Origin of the sequence: Plesiocystis pacifica SIR-1, from assembly GCF_000170895.1 — a bacterium.
GTDB classification, from domain to species: domain Bacteria; phylum Myxococcota_A; class Polyangia; order Nannocystales; family Nannocystaceae; genus Plesiocystis; species Plesiocystis pacifica.
In genome coordinates this window covers 82,999-102,912 of sequence record NZ_ABCS01000014.1, presented here as the reverse complement: position 1 = coordinate 102,912, position 19,914 = coordinate 82,999, and the positions used below count along the sequence as shown (strand labels likewise).

At 70.3% G+C, this 19,914-nt stretch carries 18 protein-coding genes; 10 read left to right on the top strand and 8 right to left on the bottom strand.

Going from position 1 to position 19,914, the window contains the following annotated elements; translation table 11 throughout:
- Positions 1–123 precede the first annotated feature (123 nt).
- Together PPSIR1_RS09625 and PPSIR1_RS09620 are read left to right on the top strand one after the other, a co-directional pair.
- Positions 124–1,230, top strand: a complete 1,107-nt coding sequence (locus PPSIR1_RS09625) for a hypothetical protein (protein WP_157595376.1) — start codon at positions 124–126, stop codon at positions 1,228–1,230.
- A 112-nt stretch (positions 1,231–1,342) separates the two neighbouring features.
- Positions 1,343–2,317, top strand: coding sequence for an NADPH:quinone oxidoreductase family protein (locus PPSIR1_RS09620; RefSeq protein WP_006970842.1), 975 nt, complete (start codon positions 1,343–1,345; stop codon positions 2,315–2,317).
- Positions 2,318–2,414: 97 nt separating this feature from the next.
- Here the strand turns inward: PPSIR1_RS09620 and PPSIR1_RS09615 are convergent, their stop codons facing one another.
- The gene (locus PPSIR1_RS09615) at positions 2,415–3,239 is read right to left on the bottom strand and encodes a hypothetical protein (RefSeq protein WP_157595375.1); all 825 of its coding nucleotides are present in this window, start codon (positions 3,237–3,239) and stop codon (positions 2,415–2,417) included.
- A 175-nt stretch (positions 3,240–3,414) separates the two neighbouring features.
- Here PPSIR1_RS09615 and PPSIR1_RS09610 point away from each other — a divergent pair, with 175 nt between their 5' ends.
- Positions 3,415–4,086: a hypothetical protein gene (locus PPSIR1_RS09610; RefSeq protein ID WP_157595374.1), complete on the top strand. Its 672-nt coding sequence runs from the start codon at positions 3,415–3,417 to the stop codon at positions 4,084–4,086.
- A gap of 105 nt (positions 4,087–4,191) precedes the next feature.
- Complete coding sequence (locus tag PPSIR1_RS09605; protein ID WP_157595373.1) at positions 4,192–5,358, top strand: hypothetical protein; 1,167 nt, start codon at positions 4,192–4,194, stop codon at positions 5,356–5,358.
- Between the two features lie 435 nt (positions 5,359–5,793).
- On the opposite strand, the gene PPSIR1_RS09600 is transcribed toward PPSIR1_RS09605, so the two are convergent.
- The gene (locus PPSIR1_RS09600) at positions 5,794–6,705 is read right to left on the bottom strand and encodes a hypothetical protein (protein WP_006970836.1); all 912 of its coding nucleotides are present in this window, start codon (positions 6,703–6,705) and stop codon (positions 5,794–5,796) included.
- 201 nt (positions 6,706–6,906) lie between these two features.
- Here PPSIR1_RS09600 and PPSIR1_RS09595 point away from each other — a divergent pair, with 201 nt between their 5' ends.
- Positions 6,907–7,539, top strand: a complete 633-nt coding sequence (locus tag PPSIR1_RS09595) for a peroxiredoxin (RefSeq protein ID WP_006970835.1) — start codon at positions 6,907–6,909, stop codon at positions 7,537–7,539.
- 78 nt (positions 7,540–7,617) lie between these two features.
- Here PPSIR1_RS09595 and PPSIR1_RS42305 read toward each other — a convergent pair whose 3' ends face one another.
- Positions 7,618–8,637, bottom strand: coding sequence for a hypothetical protein (locus PPSIR1_RS42305; protein ID WP_053335338.1), 1,020 nt, complete (start codon positions 8,635–8,637; stop codon positions 7,618–7,620).
- Between the two features lie 115 nt (positions 8,638–8,752).
- Here PPSIR1_RS42305 and PPSIR1_RS09585 point away from each other — a divergent pair, with 115 nt between their 5' ends.
- The 5 genes from PPSIR1_RS09585 to PPSIR1_RS09565 are packed head-to-tail and all read left to right on the top strand — an operon-like array spanning position 8,753 to position 13,299.
- Positions 8,753–9,703, top strand: coding sequence for a DMT family transporter (locus PPSIR1_RS09585; protein ID WP_006970833.1), 951 nt, complete (start codon positions 8,753–8,755; stop codon positions 9,701–9,703).
- A 51-nt stretch (positions 9,704–9,754) separates the two neighbouring features.
- A complete protein-coding gene (locus tag PPSIR1_RS09580; protein ID WP_157595372.1) occupies positions 9,755–10,924 on the top strand; it encodes a hypothetical protein in 1,170 nt (389 codons plus the stop codon).
- Complete coding sequence (locus PPSIR1_RS09575) at positions 10,921–11,352, top strand: hypothetical protein (RefSeq protein WP_006970831.1); 432 nt, start codon at positions 10,921–10,923, stop codon at positions 11,350–11,352. Before PPSIR1_RS09580 ends, PPSIR1_RS09575 begins: the two co-directional genes overlap by 4 nt.
- A 15-nt stretch (positions 11,353–11,367) precedes the next feature.
- The gene (gene pheA / locus PPSIR1_RS09570) at positions 11,368–12,486 is read left to right on the top strand and encodes a prephenate dehydratase (RefSeq protein ID WP_006970830.1); all 1,119 of its coding nucleotides are present in this window, start codon (positions 11,368–11,370) and stop codon (positions 12,484–12,486) included.
- A gap of 15 nt (positions 12,487–12,501) precedes the next feature.
- Positions 12,502–13,299 (top strand): M90 family metallopeptidase, encoded by a 798-nt coding sequence (locus PPSIR1_RS09565; RefSeq protein WP_006970829.1) that lies wholly within the window; start codon positions 12,502–12,504, stop codon positions 13,297–13,299.
- 15 nt (positions 13,300–13,314) lie between these two features.
- Here PPSIR1_RS09565 and PPSIR1_RS09560 read toward each other — a convergent pair whose 3' ends face one another.
- The 5 genes from PPSIR1_RS09560 to PPSIR1_RS42300 all read right to left on the bottom strand — a co-directional run bounded on the left by PPSIR1_RS09560 (position 13,315) and on the right by PPSIR1_RS42300 (position 19,788).
- Positions 13,315–14,334, bottom strand: coding sequence for a hypothetical protein (locus tag PPSIR1_RS09560; RefSeq protein ID WP_006970828.1), 1,020 nt, complete (start codon positions 14,332–14,334; stop codon positions 13,315–13,317).
- A 121-nt stretch (positions 14,335–14,455) separates the two neighbouring features.
- Positions 14,456–17,266 (bottom strand): hypothetical protein, encoded by a 2,811-nt coding sequence (locus PPSIR1_RS09555; protein WP_157595371.1) that lies wholly within the window; start codon positions 17,264–17,266, stop codon positions 14,456–14,458.
- Complete coding sequence (locus tag PPSIR1_RS09550) at positions 17,263–17,814, bottom strand: RDD family protein (RefSeq protein WP_006970826.1); 552 nt, start codon at positions 17,812–17,814, stop codon at positions 17,263–17,265. Before PPSIR1_RS09550 ends, PPSIR1_RS09555 begins: the two co-directional genes overlap by 4 nt.
- A 223-nt stretch (positions 17,815–18,037) precedes the next feature.
- Positions 18,038–18,763 carry an RsmE family RNA methyltransferase gene (locus PPSIR1_RS09545; RefSeq protein ID WP_006970825.1) on the bottom strand — a complete coding sequence of 242 codons (726 nt, stop codon included), beginning with the start codon at positions 18,761–18,763 and terminating at the stop codon, positions 18,038–18,040.
- Positions 18,760–19,788 carry a 50S ribosomal protein L11 methyltransferase gene (locus PPSIR1_RS42300; RefSeq protein WP_006970824.1) on the bottom strand — a complete coding sequence of 343 codons (1,029 nt, stop codon included), beginning with the start codon at positions 19,786–19,788 and terminating at the stop codon, positions 18,760–18,762. The genes PPSIR1_RS09545 and PPSIR1_RS42300 overlap by 4 nt, the downstream gene beginning before the upstream one ends.
- Positions 19,789–19,914: the final 126 nt, after the last annotated feature.

The window sequence follows — 19,914 nt, the reverse complement described above, 5'->3', positions numbered from 1 at the left end:
GGCTGCTCCTGCGCGCCCGCGCGAGGCTGCGATTGCGGGAGACGAGCAGGGCTGTCGCGTGTGCGGAAGCTCCAGGGCGAGGGTGATCAGTTCACCGTCGAGGGCCACCGCCCAGTCATGACGATGAAGCTCCCCCAAATCGCCCGCCGCACCCTGCGTGCGACCCTCGTCCTGACGACCTTCTCCCTCGGCGCCTGCGCCCTCGAAGACGAAGGCATCGACGATGCCTTTGGAGAGGTCGGCGGCGACGCGAGCGACGAGACCATGTTCCGGGCGCCGGGCAGCTTCCCGGGCATTGCGAACGAGACCCAGCTGTGTACGGGCACCATCCACGACGGTTCGGGTGCGATGCGCTACTGCAGAAATCGGAGCATCTATTCGAACAACAGCAACGTCACCCGGGCGATCATCCTCATCCATGGCTCGGGTAGCAACGCCAAGACGCAGTACTACGACCCGACCATCGCCGAGGCCCTCTCCGAGGGCGTCGACCTGACCAAGACGGACATCATCGCGCCGCAGTTCTTCTATCCGGAGAGCGACGACCCGACCGATCAGCTCATCTACGACGACTGGGAGGCCTCCAACTACATGCTGTGGGAGAACGACTGGCGCTGGGGCGGCGAGGCGAGCACTCACAGCCGCTCGACCTTCGACATGGTCGATCACATCATCGAGGAGCTCATGGATCACCGGCCCAACCTCGAGGACATCGTCGTCGCAGGTCAGTCCGCGGGCGGGCAGTTCGTCGCCCGCTACTCCCTGGTCACCGAGGTCTCGACCCCTGGGGTCGACGTTCGCTACTGGGTCGCCAACCCATCGACCTACCTCTGGCACGACCCGAGCCGGCCAGGCCCCACGGCGAACTGCAGCAACTTCGACGACTACCCCCTCGGTCTCGACGATCTGGCGGACAACTATCCCTACATGGTCGGCAAGTCGGCCACTACGATCAGTCACAACGCGATCACCCGTGACATCTACTGGACCGTGGGCGAATTCGACATGGGCGGCGTGACCACGAACTGCCGGTACACGGCGCAGGGCGTGGATCGACACGAGCGCTGGGAGAACCATCGTCAAAACATCAACGACGTGTGCAACGACCTGGGCTACGGGGCATGGTTTTGCTTTTGGCACACCGCGCGTCACATCGAGATCCCTGGAGTGGGACACTCCTACGTCCCCTCCCTCCAAACGGACGAGGGTCGGGAAATCCTGTTCGACTGAGCGCTGCTTTGCCCCCGCGAGCGGGGGCGTGGATTCGTCCTTGGTAGGCCGAAGCGTCGCTTTGGTGATGCCTGATCTGAGCAGGCGTCGAGGGGCTTGCTAGCATGCGCCCATGCGCGCCGCTCACGTCACCGCCCTCGAAGGACCCGACGCCCTCGAAGTCGTCGAGCTCCCCGACCCCGAGCCCTCGCGCGGGCAGGTCGTCGTCGCCGTCGAGTCGGCGGGGGTGAACTTCCCCGACCTCCTGCTCACCCGCGGCCTCTACCAGCTGCGGCCCAACCTGCCCTTCGCCCCGGGGGGCGAGGTCGCGGGCGAGGTGGTCGCCGTCGGGGAGGGCGCGGGCTTCGAGGTCGGCGAGCGGGTCATGGCGCTGACGGGCTGGAACGGCTTCGCCACCCACGTGGTCCTGGGCGCCGAGCGCTGCGTGCGGGTGCCCGAGACCATGCCCACGGACCTCGCCGGGGCCTTCGCCTTCACCTACGGGACGACCTACCACGGCCTCGTCGATCGGGGTGGGCTCGCAAAGGGCGAGCGGCTGCTGGTGCTCGGAGCCGCGGGCGGCGTGGGCTCGGCCGCGGTCGAGCTCGGCGTGGCCCTGGGCGCCCGGGTCATCGCCGCGGCCTCGAGCCCGGAGAAGCTGGCCTTTTGCGCCGAGCTGGGGGCCGAGGCCGGCATCGACTACGCCCAGGAGGACCTCAAAAAGCGGGCCAAGGCCCTGGGCGGAGGCGCCGTCGATGTCGTCTACGACCCGGTCGGCGGTGAACGCTCGGAGCAGGCCCTGCGCGCCCTCGGACCGGGGGGGCGCCACCTCGTGATCGGCTTCGCCTCGGGGACCATCCCGCGGGTGGCGTGGAACCTCGCGCTGCTCAAGCAGTGCGCCATCGTCGGGGTGTCCTGGGGGGCCTGGGCCCTGATGAACCCCAAGGCCAACGCCGAGAACATGCGCGCCCTGTTCGAGCTCCACGCCGCAGGCAAGCTGCGCCCGCAGATCACCGCGCGCTACGGCCTCGAGCAGGTCGGCGAGGCGCTGCGGGCGATGGAGGCGCGGGCGGTCAAGGGCAAGGTCATCATCGAGCCCCAGCGCTGAGCCGTGGACGTGGGGCAGGGAGGGCGTGGCGTCGTCCACGACGGCTAAAGTGGACAGGGACTGTGAAAACTTCACAGTCCCTGATCCGGGTCGACGCTCACTCGGGCCAGGACGCGACGGTCGCTGCGATTTGTGCTTCGGCTCCCGCGATCGCCTTGCCGTAAGCCTTGGCGTCGACCGCCTGGATCTCCCGGACCGAGCCCTGGGAAGGGCGGCTCTCGGGGTCGCCCTTGCCCTCGCCCGTAGCGGCGGCGAGGACCTTGCCGCTGGTGACGTCGGTCCAGGTGTAGCCCACCTGGCAGGTCCAGCTCGAGACCGCGGTGGGGGCCGCGTAGTCCTGCCCGTCGGGCGCCGTGTAGCCGTACTCGGTGGTGCCTTCGGTCTTGCAGCGCCGCCAACGGACGACCACGCGCGCGGGCGGCTCGAGGGTCTCGAAGCGCTTCACGGCCTCGAGGGCTGCGGCGACGTCCTCGGGCTTGCCCCAGGCGTACACGGGATCGGTCCTGAGACGGGTTTTGACCTCGCTCCACGGCTCGACGTCGGCGAGGCAGACCGCGCCCGCCGTGTACGTCCCGGCCGGCAGGGAGACGTCCTCCAGGGGGGCGAAGGGCGGCTCGCTGTCTCCCTCGTGGCGGGGGAAGTAGGCGATCGGACGCGCGTCCGTGAGCGCGGTGCGGCTGGTGGGGGCGACGGCGGCCGGGGCCTCGCTGCGCTCGCCGAGGGCGTCCGGGTTACCGTCGATGACCTTGGTGATGGCGCCCTTGCACTGCTCCTCGGCTTCGATGAGCGGGCCGTAGGCGTCCTCGAGCTCCTGCAGCTTGGCCTTCCCAGCCCGGGACTCGCTCGCGGAGTCCCCCTGCTTGCCGCCTCCGCACGCACAGAGGGCGAGGGCGGCCGAAATCACGGAACTACGAAGACGCATCGCGCGGACCCTAGCACGGGGGATTGTCGCTCAGGGACTGTGAAGTTTTCACAGTCCCTGTCTATTCTGGCCGTCGCGGACGACGCCACGCCCTCCCTGCCCCACGTCCGCGACTCAGTGAATTCGAAGGCTCGCTGCGCCCTCGTCCGTGGCATGCTGATCGAGCATGCTCGCCGTGCTTCGTTGGATCCGCTTGGTGTCGATCATGGCCCTGCCAGCCCTGGGCACGGCGGGGTTGCTGCTCGGCACGCACGGTGATCCGGTCCAAAAGCTCGGCGAGGCCGTGAAGGTCGTCGGCCTGGGGGTCGTGCCGGTGATCATGTTCATCGGCTTCACCGCCTCGGTGTTCTCGTTCCCGTCGAAGCTGGGCAAGGCGGTGGCGGTCACCCTGCTCACGCCCGCGCTCTTGCTCGGTGCGACCCTCGCCATGGGCTGGGGCGCGTGGAGCTTCTTCGTCGACGAGTGCTTCGCCGAGCTGGTCGGCATGGGCCTCAGCGCGGCGGCGGCAGGGCTCGTCCACGGAGGCGGCGGGCTGGGCGTGCGCCTGCTCGGCGCCGCGGTGTTTGGCGGCGGCGCGGTCGGGGCGATGGTCGTCTTTGGCGCGCCGATGATGGCGAGCGGGCAGCCGGAGCTGCTGTGGTGGGGGCTCAACGGCCTGGCGCTGGCTTGGTCGCTCTACACCTACTTCGAGCTGTTCTCGGACCACGCCAAGGGGGACGCCGAGGCGCCGCCGGCTGCGGATGGTGAGGCGGGAGGGGGCTCCAGCTACCGGGGGCTCACGGTCGTGGGCGCGATCGGGGCGTGGTTGGTGGCGGCGATCGTCGCCACGGTGGTCGCCCTCGGTTGAGCAGCCCAATTCGCGGTGTCGCCAACCTTCCCACGGGCCAATGCGCGAGGCAGACAGAGCACCTATCAGTGGCGCCCTCCCGTGTTCCTGCTACCGTTTCGGACGATGGGTAGTCATGGAGAGTATCGCTTCGATCCGTTCCCGCCAGATGGCGACTGGATGACCAGCGATTGGTTTGCTGAGGTCGCGCCCGAGCATGCTGGTCCTGCAGCGATCTCCGAAGCCGTCGCAGCGTTGCGGCCCATCTTTCCCCCATGCAAGATCCATAGTCTGTCTGGGGAAGGAGGGAGGCCTCATCCTTTTGCTTGGCATTACTTCCAGCGGGGAGGTATCCGCCACGTTTTGACTCTTGGCCGTTGTCTCCGGATCATCGGCTCGCCTGAGGAACTCACCAGCGACCTGGCGCATCCTGCCCGCTACGCGACCCGGTTCGCCGAAGCCTGGGCAGGCGCGCTGTTCGTGTCTCTCGGTGCTCAAGTTCGGTATATCAACGAAGCGCAGGCCGGAAAGAAGCCGGAGTTCGTAGCAACCTTCGGCGATGGCGTCGAACTCGCTGTAGAGGTCAAGATGCTGAAGGAGGGTGATAAGCGTCAACGGCTTTTTAAGATCACCATGGCGTTCCAGCAGGGCATTTGGGACGCACAGATGCGGGCAGAGCGGAGTGGCTATCCGCCGTCACGCGCCGATGTTCAGCCTCCCCTAGAGCTTCTCCAAGAGCTCGCGCTCGGTGGTGAAGAGGCCGACGTGAGTGCAGCCCGCGCTCTCGGGTACGAGATTGGACTACAGTGGATGCGGTTTCTGGACAATCGGCCCGCGGTTGGCCAGTACGAGGTCGGGGCTCATCTTCAGCTAGAGGTCCTTTCGCACGAGGAGCGCACGAGTGGAGGTCAAACGATGATGCCCGCACCGGGACTGCCGAAGTTGAATGAGTTCATGCGGCTTCGACGGAGCCCGCTAAAGAGTGCAGCTTTGAAGTTCGAGAGCTATGGGTTGCCGGGAGTCGTGATACTCGACAAGCCTCACGTCAGGGTGTGGGACTCCAAGGACATGGCAAAGCTGGACCAAGAGCTGCGTCGGCCCGCCTCGTGGGCCTCGTCGGTGAGCGCCATCCTTCTTCGCTACGACGGGCTTAGTACGGACTGGGGACGAGACATGGTCCGTCTGATGCCTGGCCCGCTCGCTGACCGGCTTCCCCCACACTTTTGGGAGGTCTTTCCTCGGTGCGGGGATTGTGGGATGAGGCACCGCGAGATTGACTTCTTACGCGACTGAGAGCTCGGGCCGTTGCCCATATCCGAAGGGTAGTCGCGGTAGGCCTCGGATCAGTGCTTGGTCATTGATGAGCGAGCCGCTCAGGGAAAGGCCGAGGTCGGCAGGCGCTGGCGCACCGGCCCGACCCCAAACACAAGCCCGTCCCCCTCCCGATCGATGCTCGACGCGGGGATCCACACCAACTGCTTCACGTCCACGCCCCGCAGCCGGGTAATCGCGTTGCCCCGCAGCACGCCAGAGATGGACGTACCAAAGCGGACGCGATAGCCCCCAAGGTTGCGCTCAACTCGCTTGGACAGGCGGACGCGGAACTAGTCGTCGTCGTGGACCTCGGCCTCGGTGATGCCGGGGGGGAGGAGGCCTCGAGGGAGGGCGTGCTCGAGGAGGACGGTGCGGGTGCGGGCGTCGGGATCGTCTGTGCTCATGAAGCAGGGCTCAGATGAAGTCGGCGCCGCACAGCAGCGGCTCGTCGGCGACGCAGATGTTCCCGATGCACGAGGCGTCCACGGGGCAGACCGCGTCGGCGCCACAGCCCTGCCCGAGCTCGCGGCGGGGCTGGCAGGTGAAGTCCTGGCCGCCGTCGCAGTACAGGCCGACGTCGCAGATCAGCGCGTCCTCGCAGGACTCGCCCTCGCCAGGGGCCGAGATGCATACGTTGTCGGGGCTGCACAGCAGGTTGTTCGAGGGCGGCCCGCACAGGTTGGTGTAGTTGTAGTCGCAGCTGTCGCCGGCGCTGGGGATCGCCTCGCAGACGTTCTCGCCGATGTCCGGGTCGTAGCCGCAGTAGGCCCCGGACACGCACGGGAGCTCCTCCCAGTCGATCTGACAGGGCTGACCGAGGGGGACGGGCAGCGTGGGCGCCTGGGTGCATTGGCCCTCGGAGCAGCGCAGGCCTTCGGCGCAGGGTTCGTAGCCGAGGCCGAGGTTGCAGTACTCGCCCTCGCCGAGCTCGCCGCGGACCAGGGGGCACTCGCGGTAGTCGAAGCTGGCGGTGTAGAGGGCCTCGCTGGGGCCGGCGCAGTCCCACTGTTTCCACGTCCAAAGCAGCTCGCCCGCGCAGTCCTCGTTCCACGTCCCGCCCTCGGCGAGGAGCTGGTCGATGCTGTCCTGGATCGTCGCGCGCTGGTCCTCGATGCACGCCGCTTCGTCGGCGTAGGTGATGGACAGCTCGCACTCGCAATCGAAGATGGCCCCGCAGATCTCTTCGGCTGCGGCCTGGGCCGCGTCGGCGGAGGCCAGGGGCTTGGCGGGCTCGGGCTCCTCCTCCTGGCTGGAGGGGCAGGCGGTCAGCGCGGCAACCGTGAGGCAGGCGACTGCGAGCAAGCGAGGGGCGAGCCGGGGGTCCATGCCGCGATCGTAACAAGGCGGCACGGATCGATCATCCGCCTTTGATCCTGGTGTCTACGAGTTGTCCCCATGACCAAAGCTACGTCCGACGTGGGCAGTCGCTCGTCCACGACGGCCAAGCCAGGCAGCGTGTGAGTGGGCGCGAGCTTCCAGGGCCCAGATTGAACGCGGATTGGACCCAGGTCGTGCCATGGTGCCGCCATGGCAATCCGACTTGGAGACACCGCACCGGACTTCACCGCCGAGACCACCGCTGGCGAGATCAAGTGGCACGAGTACCTGGGCGACTCGTGGGGCATCCTGTTCTCTCACCCCAAGGACTACACGCCGGTGTGCACCACAGAGCTCGGTGAGGTCGCCCGCCTCAAGCCCGAGTTCGACAAGCGCAACGTCAAGGTCGCGGGCCTGTCCGTCGACCCCATCGAGGACCACCGCGGGTGGGCCGGGGACATCGAGGAGACCCAGGGCACGGCGCTGAACTACCCGCTGATCGCCGATCCCAGCCGCAAGGTCGCGGACCTCTACGACATGATCCACCCCAACGCCGACAACACCCTCACGGTGCGCTCGGTGTTCATCATCGCCCCGGACAAGAAGGTCAAGCTGACCCTGACCTACCCCGCGAGCACCGGCCGCAACTTCAACGAGATCCTGCGCGTGCTCGACAGCCTCCAGCTCACCGCCAAGCACAGCCTGGCCACGCCGGTGAACTGGACCAGCGGTGACCGAGTCATCATCGCCCCGAGCGTGAGCAACGAGCAGGCGGCGGAGCGCTTCCCGGGCTACGAGACCGTCAAGCCCTACCTGCGCTACACCGACCAGCCCAAGGACTAGCTTCGGCCCAATCGCCGGGGTCGGCCAAACAAGAGCGCGGAGCTCGAGCTCCGCGCTTTTTGTGTGGGAGCAACGGAGTTAATAGACCGCGCCGTGCAGCGTGAGCCGGAAGCGCTTGAGGCCGAGCTTGCCGCTGCCGCCCACGGGCTCGAGGCGCACGGCCTGGGTCTCGTTGTTGGGGATCAGGCAGTCGCCCAGATCCACGCCGACGGCGTGGACCTCCCACGAGTGCGAGATCTGGGACGAGACCCCGCAGTTGGCGAGCGGGTTGTAGACGTCGACGGTCGCGGGCGAGCTCGTCGAGATGCTCCGGCCCTCGTAGCAGACCGTGGCGTACTCGTAGCTGCTCAGGCCCTGGAGGCCGATCATCATCTGCCAGGTCCCGGAGATGCTGGCGACGACGCCGATGGGGTCGTTGGCCATGCTGTTGCCGCCGAACTCCCAGATCTCGGGCCAGAAGTGGCCGGAGTAGGCCCACTCGTCCTCGCCCCAGCCGGGCGTGTCGGAGTAGGTGTAGGAGGGCGAGCTGACCGAGCCGAGCTGCCAGTACTCGACCTCGACCCAGGGGCCGTCCTCGGGGAAGCCGCAGTTGTCGAAGGTCAGCGGGTCGCCGGTGGTCGACTCGGTGCTCTCCTCTTCGGTGCTCTCCTCGGTCGTGCCTTCGTCGGTGGTCGACTCGGTGGAGCCGTCGTCGGTGGAGGACTCGGTGGTGTCGTCGGTCGTGCCGTCGTCGGTGGAGGACTCGGTGGTGTCGTCGGTGGAAGACTCGGTGGTGTCGTCGGTGGAGGACTCGGTGGTGTCGTCGGTCGATCCGTCGTCAGTCGAGCCGTCGTCGGTGGAGGACTCGGTGGTGGCGTCGTCGCTCGAGCCCTCGGTGCTCTCGTCCTCGGTCGAGCTCTCCCCGGAGGTCGAGCCGTCGCCGCTGGTCGAGTCGTCCCCGATCTCGTCGTTGCCGCTGGTCGCCTCGTCGGCGCCATCGGTGGCGGCCTCGCTGCCCTCCGCCATGCCCGAGCCGTCGTCGGCGCACGCGACCGCGGTGAGGAGGGGCGCGCACAGGCACAACGAGAGCAGGCGAGGGGGCAGGCAGCGGCGGTCCACGGCGGGAGCAAACACCAAGTCGGCCGCGTCGCCAAGGCTCGTGTAGGCTCGGGCGGCGCCTCGAGCCGTCGGTCGCAGCGTTCACCATCGGCGAGAGTTGGCGATCCGTCGATTCATGCCCGCGTCACCGCACCCCGAGCCTCGAGCGGACGTCGACGGCCGGCTGATCGCCGGGATGATCGCCGCCGTCTTGGCGATCTCCACGGCGGCCCCGGCGATCCGCCTGGCCGAGCCGCTGGGCTCCGAGGCGGTCGCCTGCGTGCGCGTGACCATCACCGGTCTGGGCCTGATGCTGTTCGCCTGGCCGAGCACGCGCGCGGCCGCCAAGGCCCTGGCCGCCGCGCCGCGAGAGCGCCGGCTGACGGTGCTCGCCGGCCTGTGCCTCGCCGCGCACTTCGCCACGTGGATCGCCTCGCTGTCCCTGACCTCCGTGGTCCGCTCCGTCGCGCTGGTCTCGACGCAGCCGCTGTGGGCCGGGCTCATCGCTCGGGCCATGGGCGAGCGCGTGCCGACGCGGCTGTACCTGGGCTCGCTCGTCGCCCTGGTGGGCACGGTGGTCATGGTCGCCGAGCCAGGCGCTGGCCTGGGGGAGAGCGGAGCGTGGGCGTGGCTCGGCGACGGCCTCGCCCTGATCGGGGCCATGACCGCGGCGGTCTACCTGGCCCTGGGCCGCAAGATTCACGAAGGGCTCGGCGAGGCCTTGCCCGTCGAGGGCTACTTCGTGCTCGTCAACGTGGTCGCCGGGCTCAGCTTGTGGAGCTTCGCGCTGCTACGCGGAGCCGACTTCCAGCCCACGGGTGTCGCCTGGCAGGACTGGTCTGCCATCCTGTGGTTGGGCCTGGTCCCAGGCCTCGTCGGCCACGGCCTGCTCAACTGGGCCGTGCGTCGGGTGCCGGTCCACACGGTGTCGCTGGCGACCCTGCTCGAGCCGGTGGGCGCGGCGATCATCGCCTGGCTGCTCCTGGGCGAGGGCGTGGGCGTACGCGAGGCGGTGGGCGGCCTCATCCTCCTCGGCGGTGTGGGCCTGGGGCTCCCGCGGGTCGGGGGTGAAAGCGCGCGCGATTGACGCGGAAGTCTCTCCGAGCCTACCGTAGAGGGCGATGGAGGACTGGACACGATGACCAAAGCGGAGCTGCTGGCGCTCTCGAGGGGGGAGCTAGCGAAGGTCTTGAACCTGCGCTCGGGCGACCTGCGCACGGCGCAATCGAACTACAACCGCATCCTGGGCGCGGGCTACGACGCGCACACGACCATGCTCTTGCTCGGTCGCGCGACGGAGAAGCCCGACTTCGTCGACGTTGGCGAGGTCTACCTGACGCGGATGATCGCGCTGGGCAAGGTCCGCTCGATCGGCGACCTCCTGCAGATCCGAGGCATCCACACCAAGCGCTTGTCCGGCATCGTCGAGGCCCTCGCGGCTGTCGACGTCGACGGCCTGCTCGCCGAGCTCGAAGCGGGCGGTGAGGGTGAGGAAGACGGGGCCGGCGAGTTCGAGGAGACCGAGGTCCCCGGCGACACCTTCGAGATCAGCGGCGGCGGCTCGTGCTGGTGTGGGCCGGACGCCGCGGCCATCGGCTGGATCCCCTACTACATCAACTTCGGCTGGATGCGCGCGAGCATCGGAGACAACGCCTATACGCGGCACCCCAACGCGGGGGCCCTCGACACGGTGTTCGACTCGGGCAACCAGCCGCCGCCGGACAGCTTCGGTGGGGCCGACGCCTTCCGCCGCTACCTCGACGACTACGACTTCCGCGCGGCGCTCTACATCCGCAACGTGAAGCTGTGCGGCTGCGGGTCCGGGGAGCGCCGGCTGACCTACAACTACTTCACGCGCGGCGGCTACACGCCCGTGCGCGTGCTCTTGGCCCCCAATACGAAGGCGACCATCACCCACTGCGCCGGCGTCGAGGCCCCCGGGATCGAGACCGAGTGGGGCGGCGACGACGTGACCATCCGGCTGTGGATCCGCTTCAAGCTCGGCGGGCTGACCAACTTTGGCAGCTGGGTGATGACCGGCGAGTGGGCGCCCTGGGCGTGGATGCAGATGGACTACATCATCGACTGCTCTGGGCGCGTGCGCATCGAGTTCCGCGGGAGCTACATCCCCTCGCAGAGCTTCTACGTCGGCTGGTCCAAGGTCGCGACGCGCAGCATGCTGAACAACAACAAGGCCCGCATCGACGGCTTCCTGACCGCCGGCGACTGCCAGACCCCGCCGGGAGGGCTCCACTTGTCCCACCCCGCCCGGGCGATCCCCTGTGACGAAGACGACTCGGAGGCATGATGAGCGCCGACCCTTGCAACCCCGACCTTCCCCTGGACCGCGCCGCGGCGCGTCACTTCACCGGCCGCTTCACCCGCGACCTGAGCATCGCCCTGGCCAAGGCCAAGGACCTGTCCGTGGGCTCCGGAGCCGCGCGCCGCTACGTCCACATCCGCGAGCTCGAGCTCGACAACGACATCACCGTCGAGCGGCTGATCCTGCGCTTCGTGCTGTCCCCCAAGCGCCCGCCGCCCCCCGGCCCGGTGTTCACCCTGAACGGGACCCACGGAGACCAGGCCGGGAGCTCGACGCCCTCGAGCGCGGCGAGCCCGGAGTCGCTGCGCATGAGCTACGTCTTTACCTCGGAGGTTCCCGTAGCCCAGGGCATCGAGGAATTCCGCCAGTTTCTGCGCAACTACATGGCGCGCTCGACCAAGGCGCCTGGCTGAGCCCATACTCGGGCCATGACCGACGAGCGACCCCGGCCCCTCGCTGAGCTGCGCGCCGAGATCGACACCATCGACCGGGAGCTCGTCGCGCTGCTCGAGCGCCGCGCCAAGGTCGTGACCGAGGTCGGCGAGCACAAGCGCGGCAGCGGCGGGCCGATCTACGCGCCGCACCGCGAGGCCGAGGTGCTCCAGCGCGCCATCGACGAGGCCGCGCGGGTCGGCGGGACCATGCCCCCGCGGACCGTCGAGGCGGTGTTCCGCGAGATCATGTCGGGCTCCTTCGCCCTCGAGCGAGCGCTGCGCATCGGCTACCTGGGCCCGCGGGGCTCCTTCTCCCACCAAGCGGCCGTCGCCCAGTTCGGCAGCTCCGTCGCCTACGAGGAGCTGCGCGCCATCGAGGCGGTGTTCGTCGAGGTCCGCCGGGGCCGCGTCGACTACGGCCTGGTGCCCATCGAGAACTCCACGGGCGGGAGCATCCGCGAGACCCTCGACGCCTTCGCCGAGCACGGGCCGCACCTGAGCATCTACGCCGAGGTCGTCATGCGGATCCGCCACACCCTGCACGGGTGCTGCGAGCCGAGCCAGGTCCGGCGCATCCACAGCAAGCCCGAGGCCTTCGCCCAGTGCCGGCGCTTTTTGGCCGAGCAGTACCCCCAGGCCGAGCTCGTCCCCGCGGCCAGCACCTCCGCGGCGGTGATCCACGTGCGCGAGCGGGCCGAGGCCGGCGAGCTCGGTGACGCCGCCGTGGCCTCGACCCTCGCCGGCACCTTGTACGGCGTCCCGGCCCTGTTCGAGGGCATCGAGGACCGGCCCAACAACCTCACGCGCTTCATGGTCCTCGCCCGCGAGGCCGCGCAACCCTCGGGCGAGGACAAGACCTCGCTGAGCTTCACCATCCAAGACGGCTCGGGCACCCTGGTCGACGTGCTCAGCTGCTTCGCCTCCGAGGGCGTCAACCTCAGCCACATCGACAAGCGCCCCAGCGGCCTCGAGAACTGGACCTACAGCTTCTTCGTCGACGCCCTCGCCCACCGCGAGGACGCCAACTTGCAGCGCGCCCTCGAGCGCGCGCGCCCCCACTGCCGGGCGCTGACCGTGCTGGGCAGCTACCCCCGCTCGCGCCGGATTCTATGAAAGGGCCGCGCTGACATGCTCCCGGGCTTTCGCTGGTTCCGAAACCGTCGCCGCCGGGCGATCCTCGAGGCGCCCTTCGACCCCGCGTGGGAGCGCGCGATCACGGCCAACGTCGGCCATTGGCGCTGGCTCGAGGACGAGGAGCGGGCCCACCTGCGCGAGCTGGTGCAGGTGTTCATCGCCGAGAAGCACTGGGAAGGGGCCGGGGGCCTCGAGCTGACCCCGGAGATCCAGGCGACCGTGGCCGCCGACGCCTGCGTGCTCATCCTCGGCCTCGAGCACGATTTTTTCCGCGGCGTCGAGAGCATCGTCATCTACCCCAGCACCGTCCGCCCGCCCCGGCGCGAGCCCGGCATGTTCGAGGTCGTGACCGCGCCCATCGAGGCCCCCGCGCCGCGCCTGGGCGAGGCCTGGAAGGACGGCCCGGTGATCCTCGCCTGGGACAGCGTGCTCGCCGGGGCCCGCAACGCCAGCGACGGCGTCAACCTGGTCTTCCACGAGTTCGCCCACAAGCTCGACATGCTGTCTGGCGCCGCCGACGGCCTCCCGCCCTTGCCCGAGGGCCTGTCGCGGGAGGAGTGGATCGCCGCGCTCCAGGCCGAGTACGACGCCCTCGAGCGCGCGGCCCAGCGCGGGCGCCGGACCTTCCTCGACCGCTACGCGCTGACCAACGGGGCGGAGTTCTTCGCCGTCGCGACGGAGCACTTTTTCGAGGAGCCCCGGCGCATGCGTCGGGACCACGCGGAGCTGTACCGGGTGATGGCGGGCTTTTACCGCCAGGACCCCGCGGAGCGTCGGCGACGATCGGACTGAAGGCGCTACTGGCCGCTACTGGCAGGTCGAGCCGGTCAGCGTGGCGTTGACCAGGTCGAACTGCCCGGGCACGCAGGTCCCGCCCGGGCAGTCGTTGTCGCTCAGGCACTCGCCGCAGGAGCCGACCTCCGCGAGGCCCATGACGTCGACGGGGCTGCACAGCCCCGAGGCGCAGGCGGAGTCGGAGGCGCCCGGCGGGTCGCAGTAGGAGCCGTCGGCCAGGCTGCCCGAGGGGATGCAGTCGCGCTGTCCGGACCACGAGGGCGGGTCGAAGACGATGGCGCACTCGGTCCCCGGCTCGCACTCGCAGTCTTCGGTGCAGGTGCCGCAGCCGGACACCTGGAGGATGCCGGCGAGGTCGAAGACCTGGGAGCAGCTGAGGCCCTCGGCGCAGCTGACGTTGTGGGTACAGCCGGCCCCGAGCTCGCCCATGTTGCAGGTCGCCCCGAAGCTGTCGAAGGGGTTGGGCGGGGTGCAGCCGCCGTCGGGGCAGTCGCCGTCCTCGTTGCACTCGCCGCACGAGCCCCCGAGGAAGGGGAGCACGTAGCAGTTGCCCGAGAAGCACTCCGAGCTGTCCACGCACGCGTCCCCGTTGGACAGGGGCCCGCCGCCGGTGTCCCCGTCGCCCGGGTCCGGCATGGTGTCCTCGCCGGCGTCGGTGCACGGACCGGTCTCGGTGGACTCCGTCGACTCCGTCGACTCGGTGGACTCCTCGGACTCGGACTCGGTCGACTCGGTGCTCTCGGTGGACTCGGTCGACTCGGTGGACTCTGTCGACTCGGTGGACTCTGTCGACTCCGTGCTCTCGGTGGACTCTGTCGACTCCGTCGACTCGGTGCTGGTGGACTCCGTCGAGGTGCTCTCGCCGGTCTCCGTCGACGCGTCGGAGGACTCCCCGGACTCGGCGTCCGTGGCTGCGTCTCCGACCTCGTCGTCGAGGGCGTCGATGCTTCTGGGTCCGCAGGCGAGGCTCAGCGCGAGCAGGGCGGCGAGGGTCGACGCCGAGCCGACGCGTGGAAGGTGCAAGCTACGCATGACCCAAACATGTCCGCACACCCGCGCGCCCCTTGGCAAGCGCAGTCCGCGGATCCCCGCTGGGCGGCCGAGAGCGAGCCTCGCTTCGGTGGAACGAAGTCGCCGCGCGTGGTGTCGATGACTACTCCACGAACTCGGGGTTGCCCACGAACTCGCTGCGACCTTGGCGTTCCCACCACTCGGTCCACTTGCGGATCCCGATCTCGCGCTCTTGCTTGGAGCCCGCGGCCAGGAAGTTGATGCGCTGGCCGGTGATCCGGCGCAGCTCGTCGGAGGCCCAGCGGCGCACCGAGAGGTCCTTGTGGGCGAGGCTCGAGATGATCCACTCGACGCGGTGCTGGTGGGCGTTGTCGGAGTACCAGCTCCGCCAGCGGTGCGGCTTGAGGCCCAGCTGCTGCCCGGTGACCGAGCACAGGGACTCGAGCGCGGCCTCTTGGATGTAGCGGGCGTTGCTCGCCAGCATGTCGATGAGCTTGGGCACCGCCGCGATGTCGCGGACGGTCCCGACGGCGCGGGTCGAGTGCAGCTGGCGGGTGCGGTTGGGGCTCTCGAGCTCGCGGCGGATCGTCGCCACCGCGCCCTCGAAGCCGGGCTCGCCCGAGTAGGTCTCGAGCACGCGCATGGAGATGGCGCGGACGTCCGCCTCGGGGTCGAAGGCGAGGTCCCCCAGGGCGCCCACCGCCTGCTCGTGGCGCAGCTCCATGAAGATGAAGGCGACGTAGAAGCGGACGACGGCGTTGGGGTGATCGATGATCTCGACGAGGTAGGGGCCGAGCTCGTAGCCGACGTCGAGGGCGACGCGGATCAGCGCGCCGTGGGCCGGCAGGGGCGGGAGCGTGTCGAGGTCTCGGCGCTGGACGTCGAGCTCGCCGGGGAAGCGCTTGGCGATGCGGCGCATCGCGGGCTGACCCATCTTGCGCAGCTCGTCGACGGCCTGGGAGTCCCCGCGCATGGCGGCTTGGATGGCGGAGTCGATCTCCTGGCGGCTGCCGGCGTGCTGGCGCGGCTGGACGGCGTCCTCCTCGTCGATCACCAGGCGACCGCGGATCGAGCCAGAGTCGGCGGCCGAGCCAGCTAGGGGCGTAGGCCCGGAGCCGCGGCGCGGGCCGCTGCTCGGCTGCGAGTCGCCGCGCTTGAGCCGGACGGGGGGCTTGGAGCTGGGCGTGGGGCCGCTCGAAGGCGGCCCGCTGGCGCCGGCCGTGGGCATGGGCGGCGGCACGCCCGGAGGGCCGATGGGGTTGGGCAGCGGCGGGACCTTCGGCGCGGAGTCGGGCTTGGCGCTCGGGGCCGAGTCGGGGGTCGCGGTCGGCGTGGGCGGCCGGAACACGCCGGGGTTCGGGCCCGTGGGCGGGCGGAAGATCGGGCTGGCACCGCTGCCGCTGGCGCTCGGCGGAGGTCCGAGGCTGGGCAGGGGCGGCGGGCTGGGGACCGGCGGCTTGGGCAGCCCCGGCATGGGCGGCGGCTTGCGCAGCGCGAGGTCCGGAACTCCGTCGGAGTCAGGCTCGGGCTCGGGCTCGAGGTCAGGCTCGGGTTCAGGCTCGAACTCTTCGACCTCCTCAAACTCTTCGAACTCCTCGATCTCGGCCTCGGAGTTCTCGAGCTCGAGGGCGTCCGAGGGCTCGCGCAGGGGGGTGGTCGGGGGGGGCGGCGCGAGGGTCCCGACCGGGGGTGCTGGCGTGGGCGCCGGCGTGGGCGCCGGCGTGGGCTCGGGGGCGGGCGCGGCCGCAGGGCTGCGGCCCGATCGCATGCGCCGCAGGACCTCCTCGAGGGTGTTGCCGGCGACGTTGCACAGCTCGTTGATGGACTCGATCTCGGCGGCGGAGAAGCGCTCGCCGTTGCGGTCGACGTAGAGCATCAGCACCGGGCGGTCGTGGACCTTGACCGGCGAGAACACGCAGGGGACGGCGCCCTCGATGCCGACGGCCATGCGCAGGTCGAGGTCGGTGGCGCGCTCGAGGGTGTCGCGGGCGTCGATGGCCGCGTCGATGGTCGGGCTGACCTCGACGAGCTGGCCCTCGACGCCGGCGATCTCGCCGGGCGAGGCGAGGCCGCGCAGGCCTTCGCGCTTGATCCCGAACAGGGCGACGCGGGGGCTGATGACCATGGCCGCGCGGACCAGGGCGTCGGTCGCCTGGTCGCGGCCGGTCGCGTCCTCGAGGGCGCTGCGGGGTCCCGCCAGGCGCTCGGCGAGGGGCACGGTGCTGCCGGTGGTCGGCGCGGGGCTGCTCGGCTCGGGGCGGAAGTCGTCCTCGTCGTCGTCGTCGACGGGGATGCCGTAGAGGAAGGTCTGGTTGCGGGTCCGGGCGCCGCCGCTGGCCTTGGGCTGGGGCCCGGAGCGGGCCTTCATGGGCTCGTTGTCCGGGGGCGGCACGGTGTAGGGGGCGGTCTCGGACGAGGCGATCATCCACGGGGCCGCGGGCGTGGCCGCGTCGGGCTCGCGGGCGTGCTGCTGGGCGCGCTCGAGGGCCTGGATCCAGCGCAGGGCCAAGATGGCGTAGCGCTGCGGCATGACCGAGCCGCTGCGCTCGGCGGCGAGCTTGGCCAGGCCGGCCTCGCAGGTCGCCATGACCTGGACGTGCTCGACCTCGAGCTCGAGCTGGCGGCGCTGCTCGATGGGGATCTCGGGGTGGATGGCGACCTGGATGCGGCCGAGGTGGCGGCGCAGCGGCATGGTCCAGCCCAGGTCGACGAGGGCCCGGGGGAGGTCGCCCCAGGGGCGCTCGGGGCCCGCGTTGAGCAAGCTGACGGGGACGGCCTCGCAGTCGTTGGCGAGGCTGATCTGCTCGGACAGCGCGGCCGGGCTGATGAGCTCGAGCTCGAGCAGGACGGTGTCGAGGGAGCCCCCGTAGATCTGTTGGCGGCGCAGGGCAGACTCGAGGGCCTGCTCGTCCACGGCGCCGGAGCTGCGGAGTTGATCGAGCAAATGGCTCACGCGGACCTCACGACGTAGGTGCCGGCCACGATGTCGTGGATGGCTCGTTTTTCGGTGTCAAAGGCGATCCACAGCGGTCCGAGGACGGCTGCGAGGGTGCCGGCGATCTGCGTCAGAGTGCGCACGATGGCCGCGAGGGGGCCGGGGGGCCGGCCGTGACGATCGACGATGTGCATGGCGAGCAGGCGTTGTCCTGGGGTCTGGGCGGCCCACAGCACGGAGAACAGGTAGTAGATGGCGACGAGGGTCGTGAACGGACCGATGCGCAGGAGCAGCACGTCGAGATCCGTGGCGCCGATCGTCAGCAGGCGGCCGAGCCCGCGCGCGCCCGGGGCGAGGGGCTCGGGGTTCATGAGTGCGTGGAGGCCCCACGCGATCGGTCCCGCGGTCAGGGCGAGGACGGCCGCGTCGAGCAGCGCCGCGAGGGCGCGCCGCCAAAAACCGGCGACGCGCACGACCGTCAGCGAGGCGCCGCAGCCGGGGCAGCTCGGATCGCTCTCGCTCGCAAGCGCGCGCGGGAGCTCGAGGTCGCAGTGCGGGCAGGGCATGGGTCGGCGGCGCAGGGGAACGCGGCGCGCCTTTGGAGTCGGGCCCTCGGTGGGGGCCGAATCCGAAGCTGGGGCCGAAGCTTCGATCATCGCGCTCCTCTCGGTGCGATGGCGAGTTGGCGCGGCGAAAGACGCACGAGCCGGACACTAACACCGCATTTGTCGGGGCGCGATGCCCGGCACGGAGGTTGTCGAAACGGGCGAGGATTGCGCTAAAGCGCCATCAAGTGCTGCGTGGCAACAGCCGGGCGAGGCCCGCGACCACGGCCGTCGGCGTGCGCAGGACCCAGGGGCCGAGACTCAACATTTGAAAGCCTGCGTCCATGGCCAGGGTGACCTCGCCGTCGGTCAGCCCGCCCTCGGGCCCGACGAGCAGCCGCCGACCTGGGGCCGGCGCGTCGAGATCTGCGGCGCTCGGGCGGCCGCGCCCTCGAGCCCAGGCGACGTGCCCTGGCCACTCGGCGTGGTGCTCGAGGGCGCGCTCGAGGGTCCACGGCTGCTCGAGGCCCTCGACGACCAGGGCCAGCCGGCGGCCGCACTGGCGCTGGGCGGCACGCAGGACCCGCGCCACCCGGGCCGGGGAGGGGCCGCGACCTTGGCTCCGGGCGCAGCGGACCAGCGCGAGCCGTGTGGCTCCGGCCTCGCTCGCGGCGCTGAGGCTGTCGAGGACCGCCGGGGCGTCGGGCATGCCCAGGAGCACGAGGCGGAGGGGCGGAGGCGGCTGTGGAGGGGGCAGGGGGGCGAGCAACAGGACCCGGGCCGCGCGGCGCTCGAGGGCCACGACGCGGGCGGACCAGGCTTGCCCCGCGGCTCCGCCGAGGACCTCGACGCTGTCGCCCACGCGGGCGCGCCGGACCTTGGCGAGGTAGTGGGACTCGTCCCCGTCGAGGGTGATCTCTGCCTGCGCTTCCTCGGTCCGCGAGGGGGGCAGGAACACGCGCAGGCTCATGCCCCGCCGGGTCCCCCAGCGCGCGCGAGCAGCAGCGCCGTCCAGTCGTTGTCGTGCAGCCGCCCGCGCTCTTCGAGCTCCGGGTAGGCCGCGCGGACCCGCTCCGCCTCCTCGTCGAGGATGCCCGAGAGCACCAGCAGCCCGCCGGGCTCGACCATCCGAGTGATCCGCGCGGCCGCGGGGATCAGCACGCGCGGGCGGATGTTGGCGAACACGAAGTCCGCGCGCGGATCGCTCCCGGGCGCGTCGTCTGCGTCCTCGGTGAGCAGATCGAGGACCTGCGCGACCACGCGCGCGTCCTCCCCGAGGCCATTGAGCGCCGCGTTCTCCCGGCTCGTGTCGACGGCCTCGGGGTCGTGGTCCGTCAGCTGCAGCCCGCCCAGGTCCGGGCGCAGGCGCAGGGCCGAGAGCCCGAGGATGCCCGACCCGCAGCCGAGGTCGAGGACGCGCCGGGGCTGCCAGCTGGGGACGGCGGCGAGGTTCACGAGGAGCTGGAGGCAGGCTCGGGTGCTCTCGTGTAGGCCCGTGCCGAAGGCGCGTCCGGGATCGAGCACGAGCTCGGCCTCGGGATCGTCGGGCTCGCGGGCGATCCAGCTCGGTCGAGTCATGAAGGTCGGGCGCTCCGGGGCGCCCTCGGGGGCAAAGCGGAGCGTTCGATAGTGGCGTTTCCACGCGTCCCGCCACGCGTCGCCGACGTGGTCCTCGGCCGCGACCGCGATCGCCATGGCGAGCATCGACGCGATCCGCGTGATGTCCCCCAACACCGCCTCACGGGCCTCTGGCGTGGTGTAGACGACGAGCTCGGGCCGCTCGACGGCGACGAAGTCCGGGCCCTCCACGAAGGTGAAGGGGTCCCGCGACTCGACCCCGCCGACGCCCTCGCGGTCGGCGATGAGCGCCGCGAGGCCCTCGAGGCGGTCCGCGTCGAGGCGCATGCCCGCCTCGTCCTCCGCCGACTCGACGAGGGTCACGCGCACGGTCGTCCAGGTGTCCGTCTGGGTCTCGGGCTGCTCGGCGCTCGTCATCGGCCCGACTATCGATCATGGCCGCGAGGGTCGCCAGGGAGGGCCTCGGGTCCCGTAACCCGGGCATCGCGCGGGTGCAACATTCCGCCGAGAGCGGATTTTTCCTTTGATGTTGAAAGACCTAAT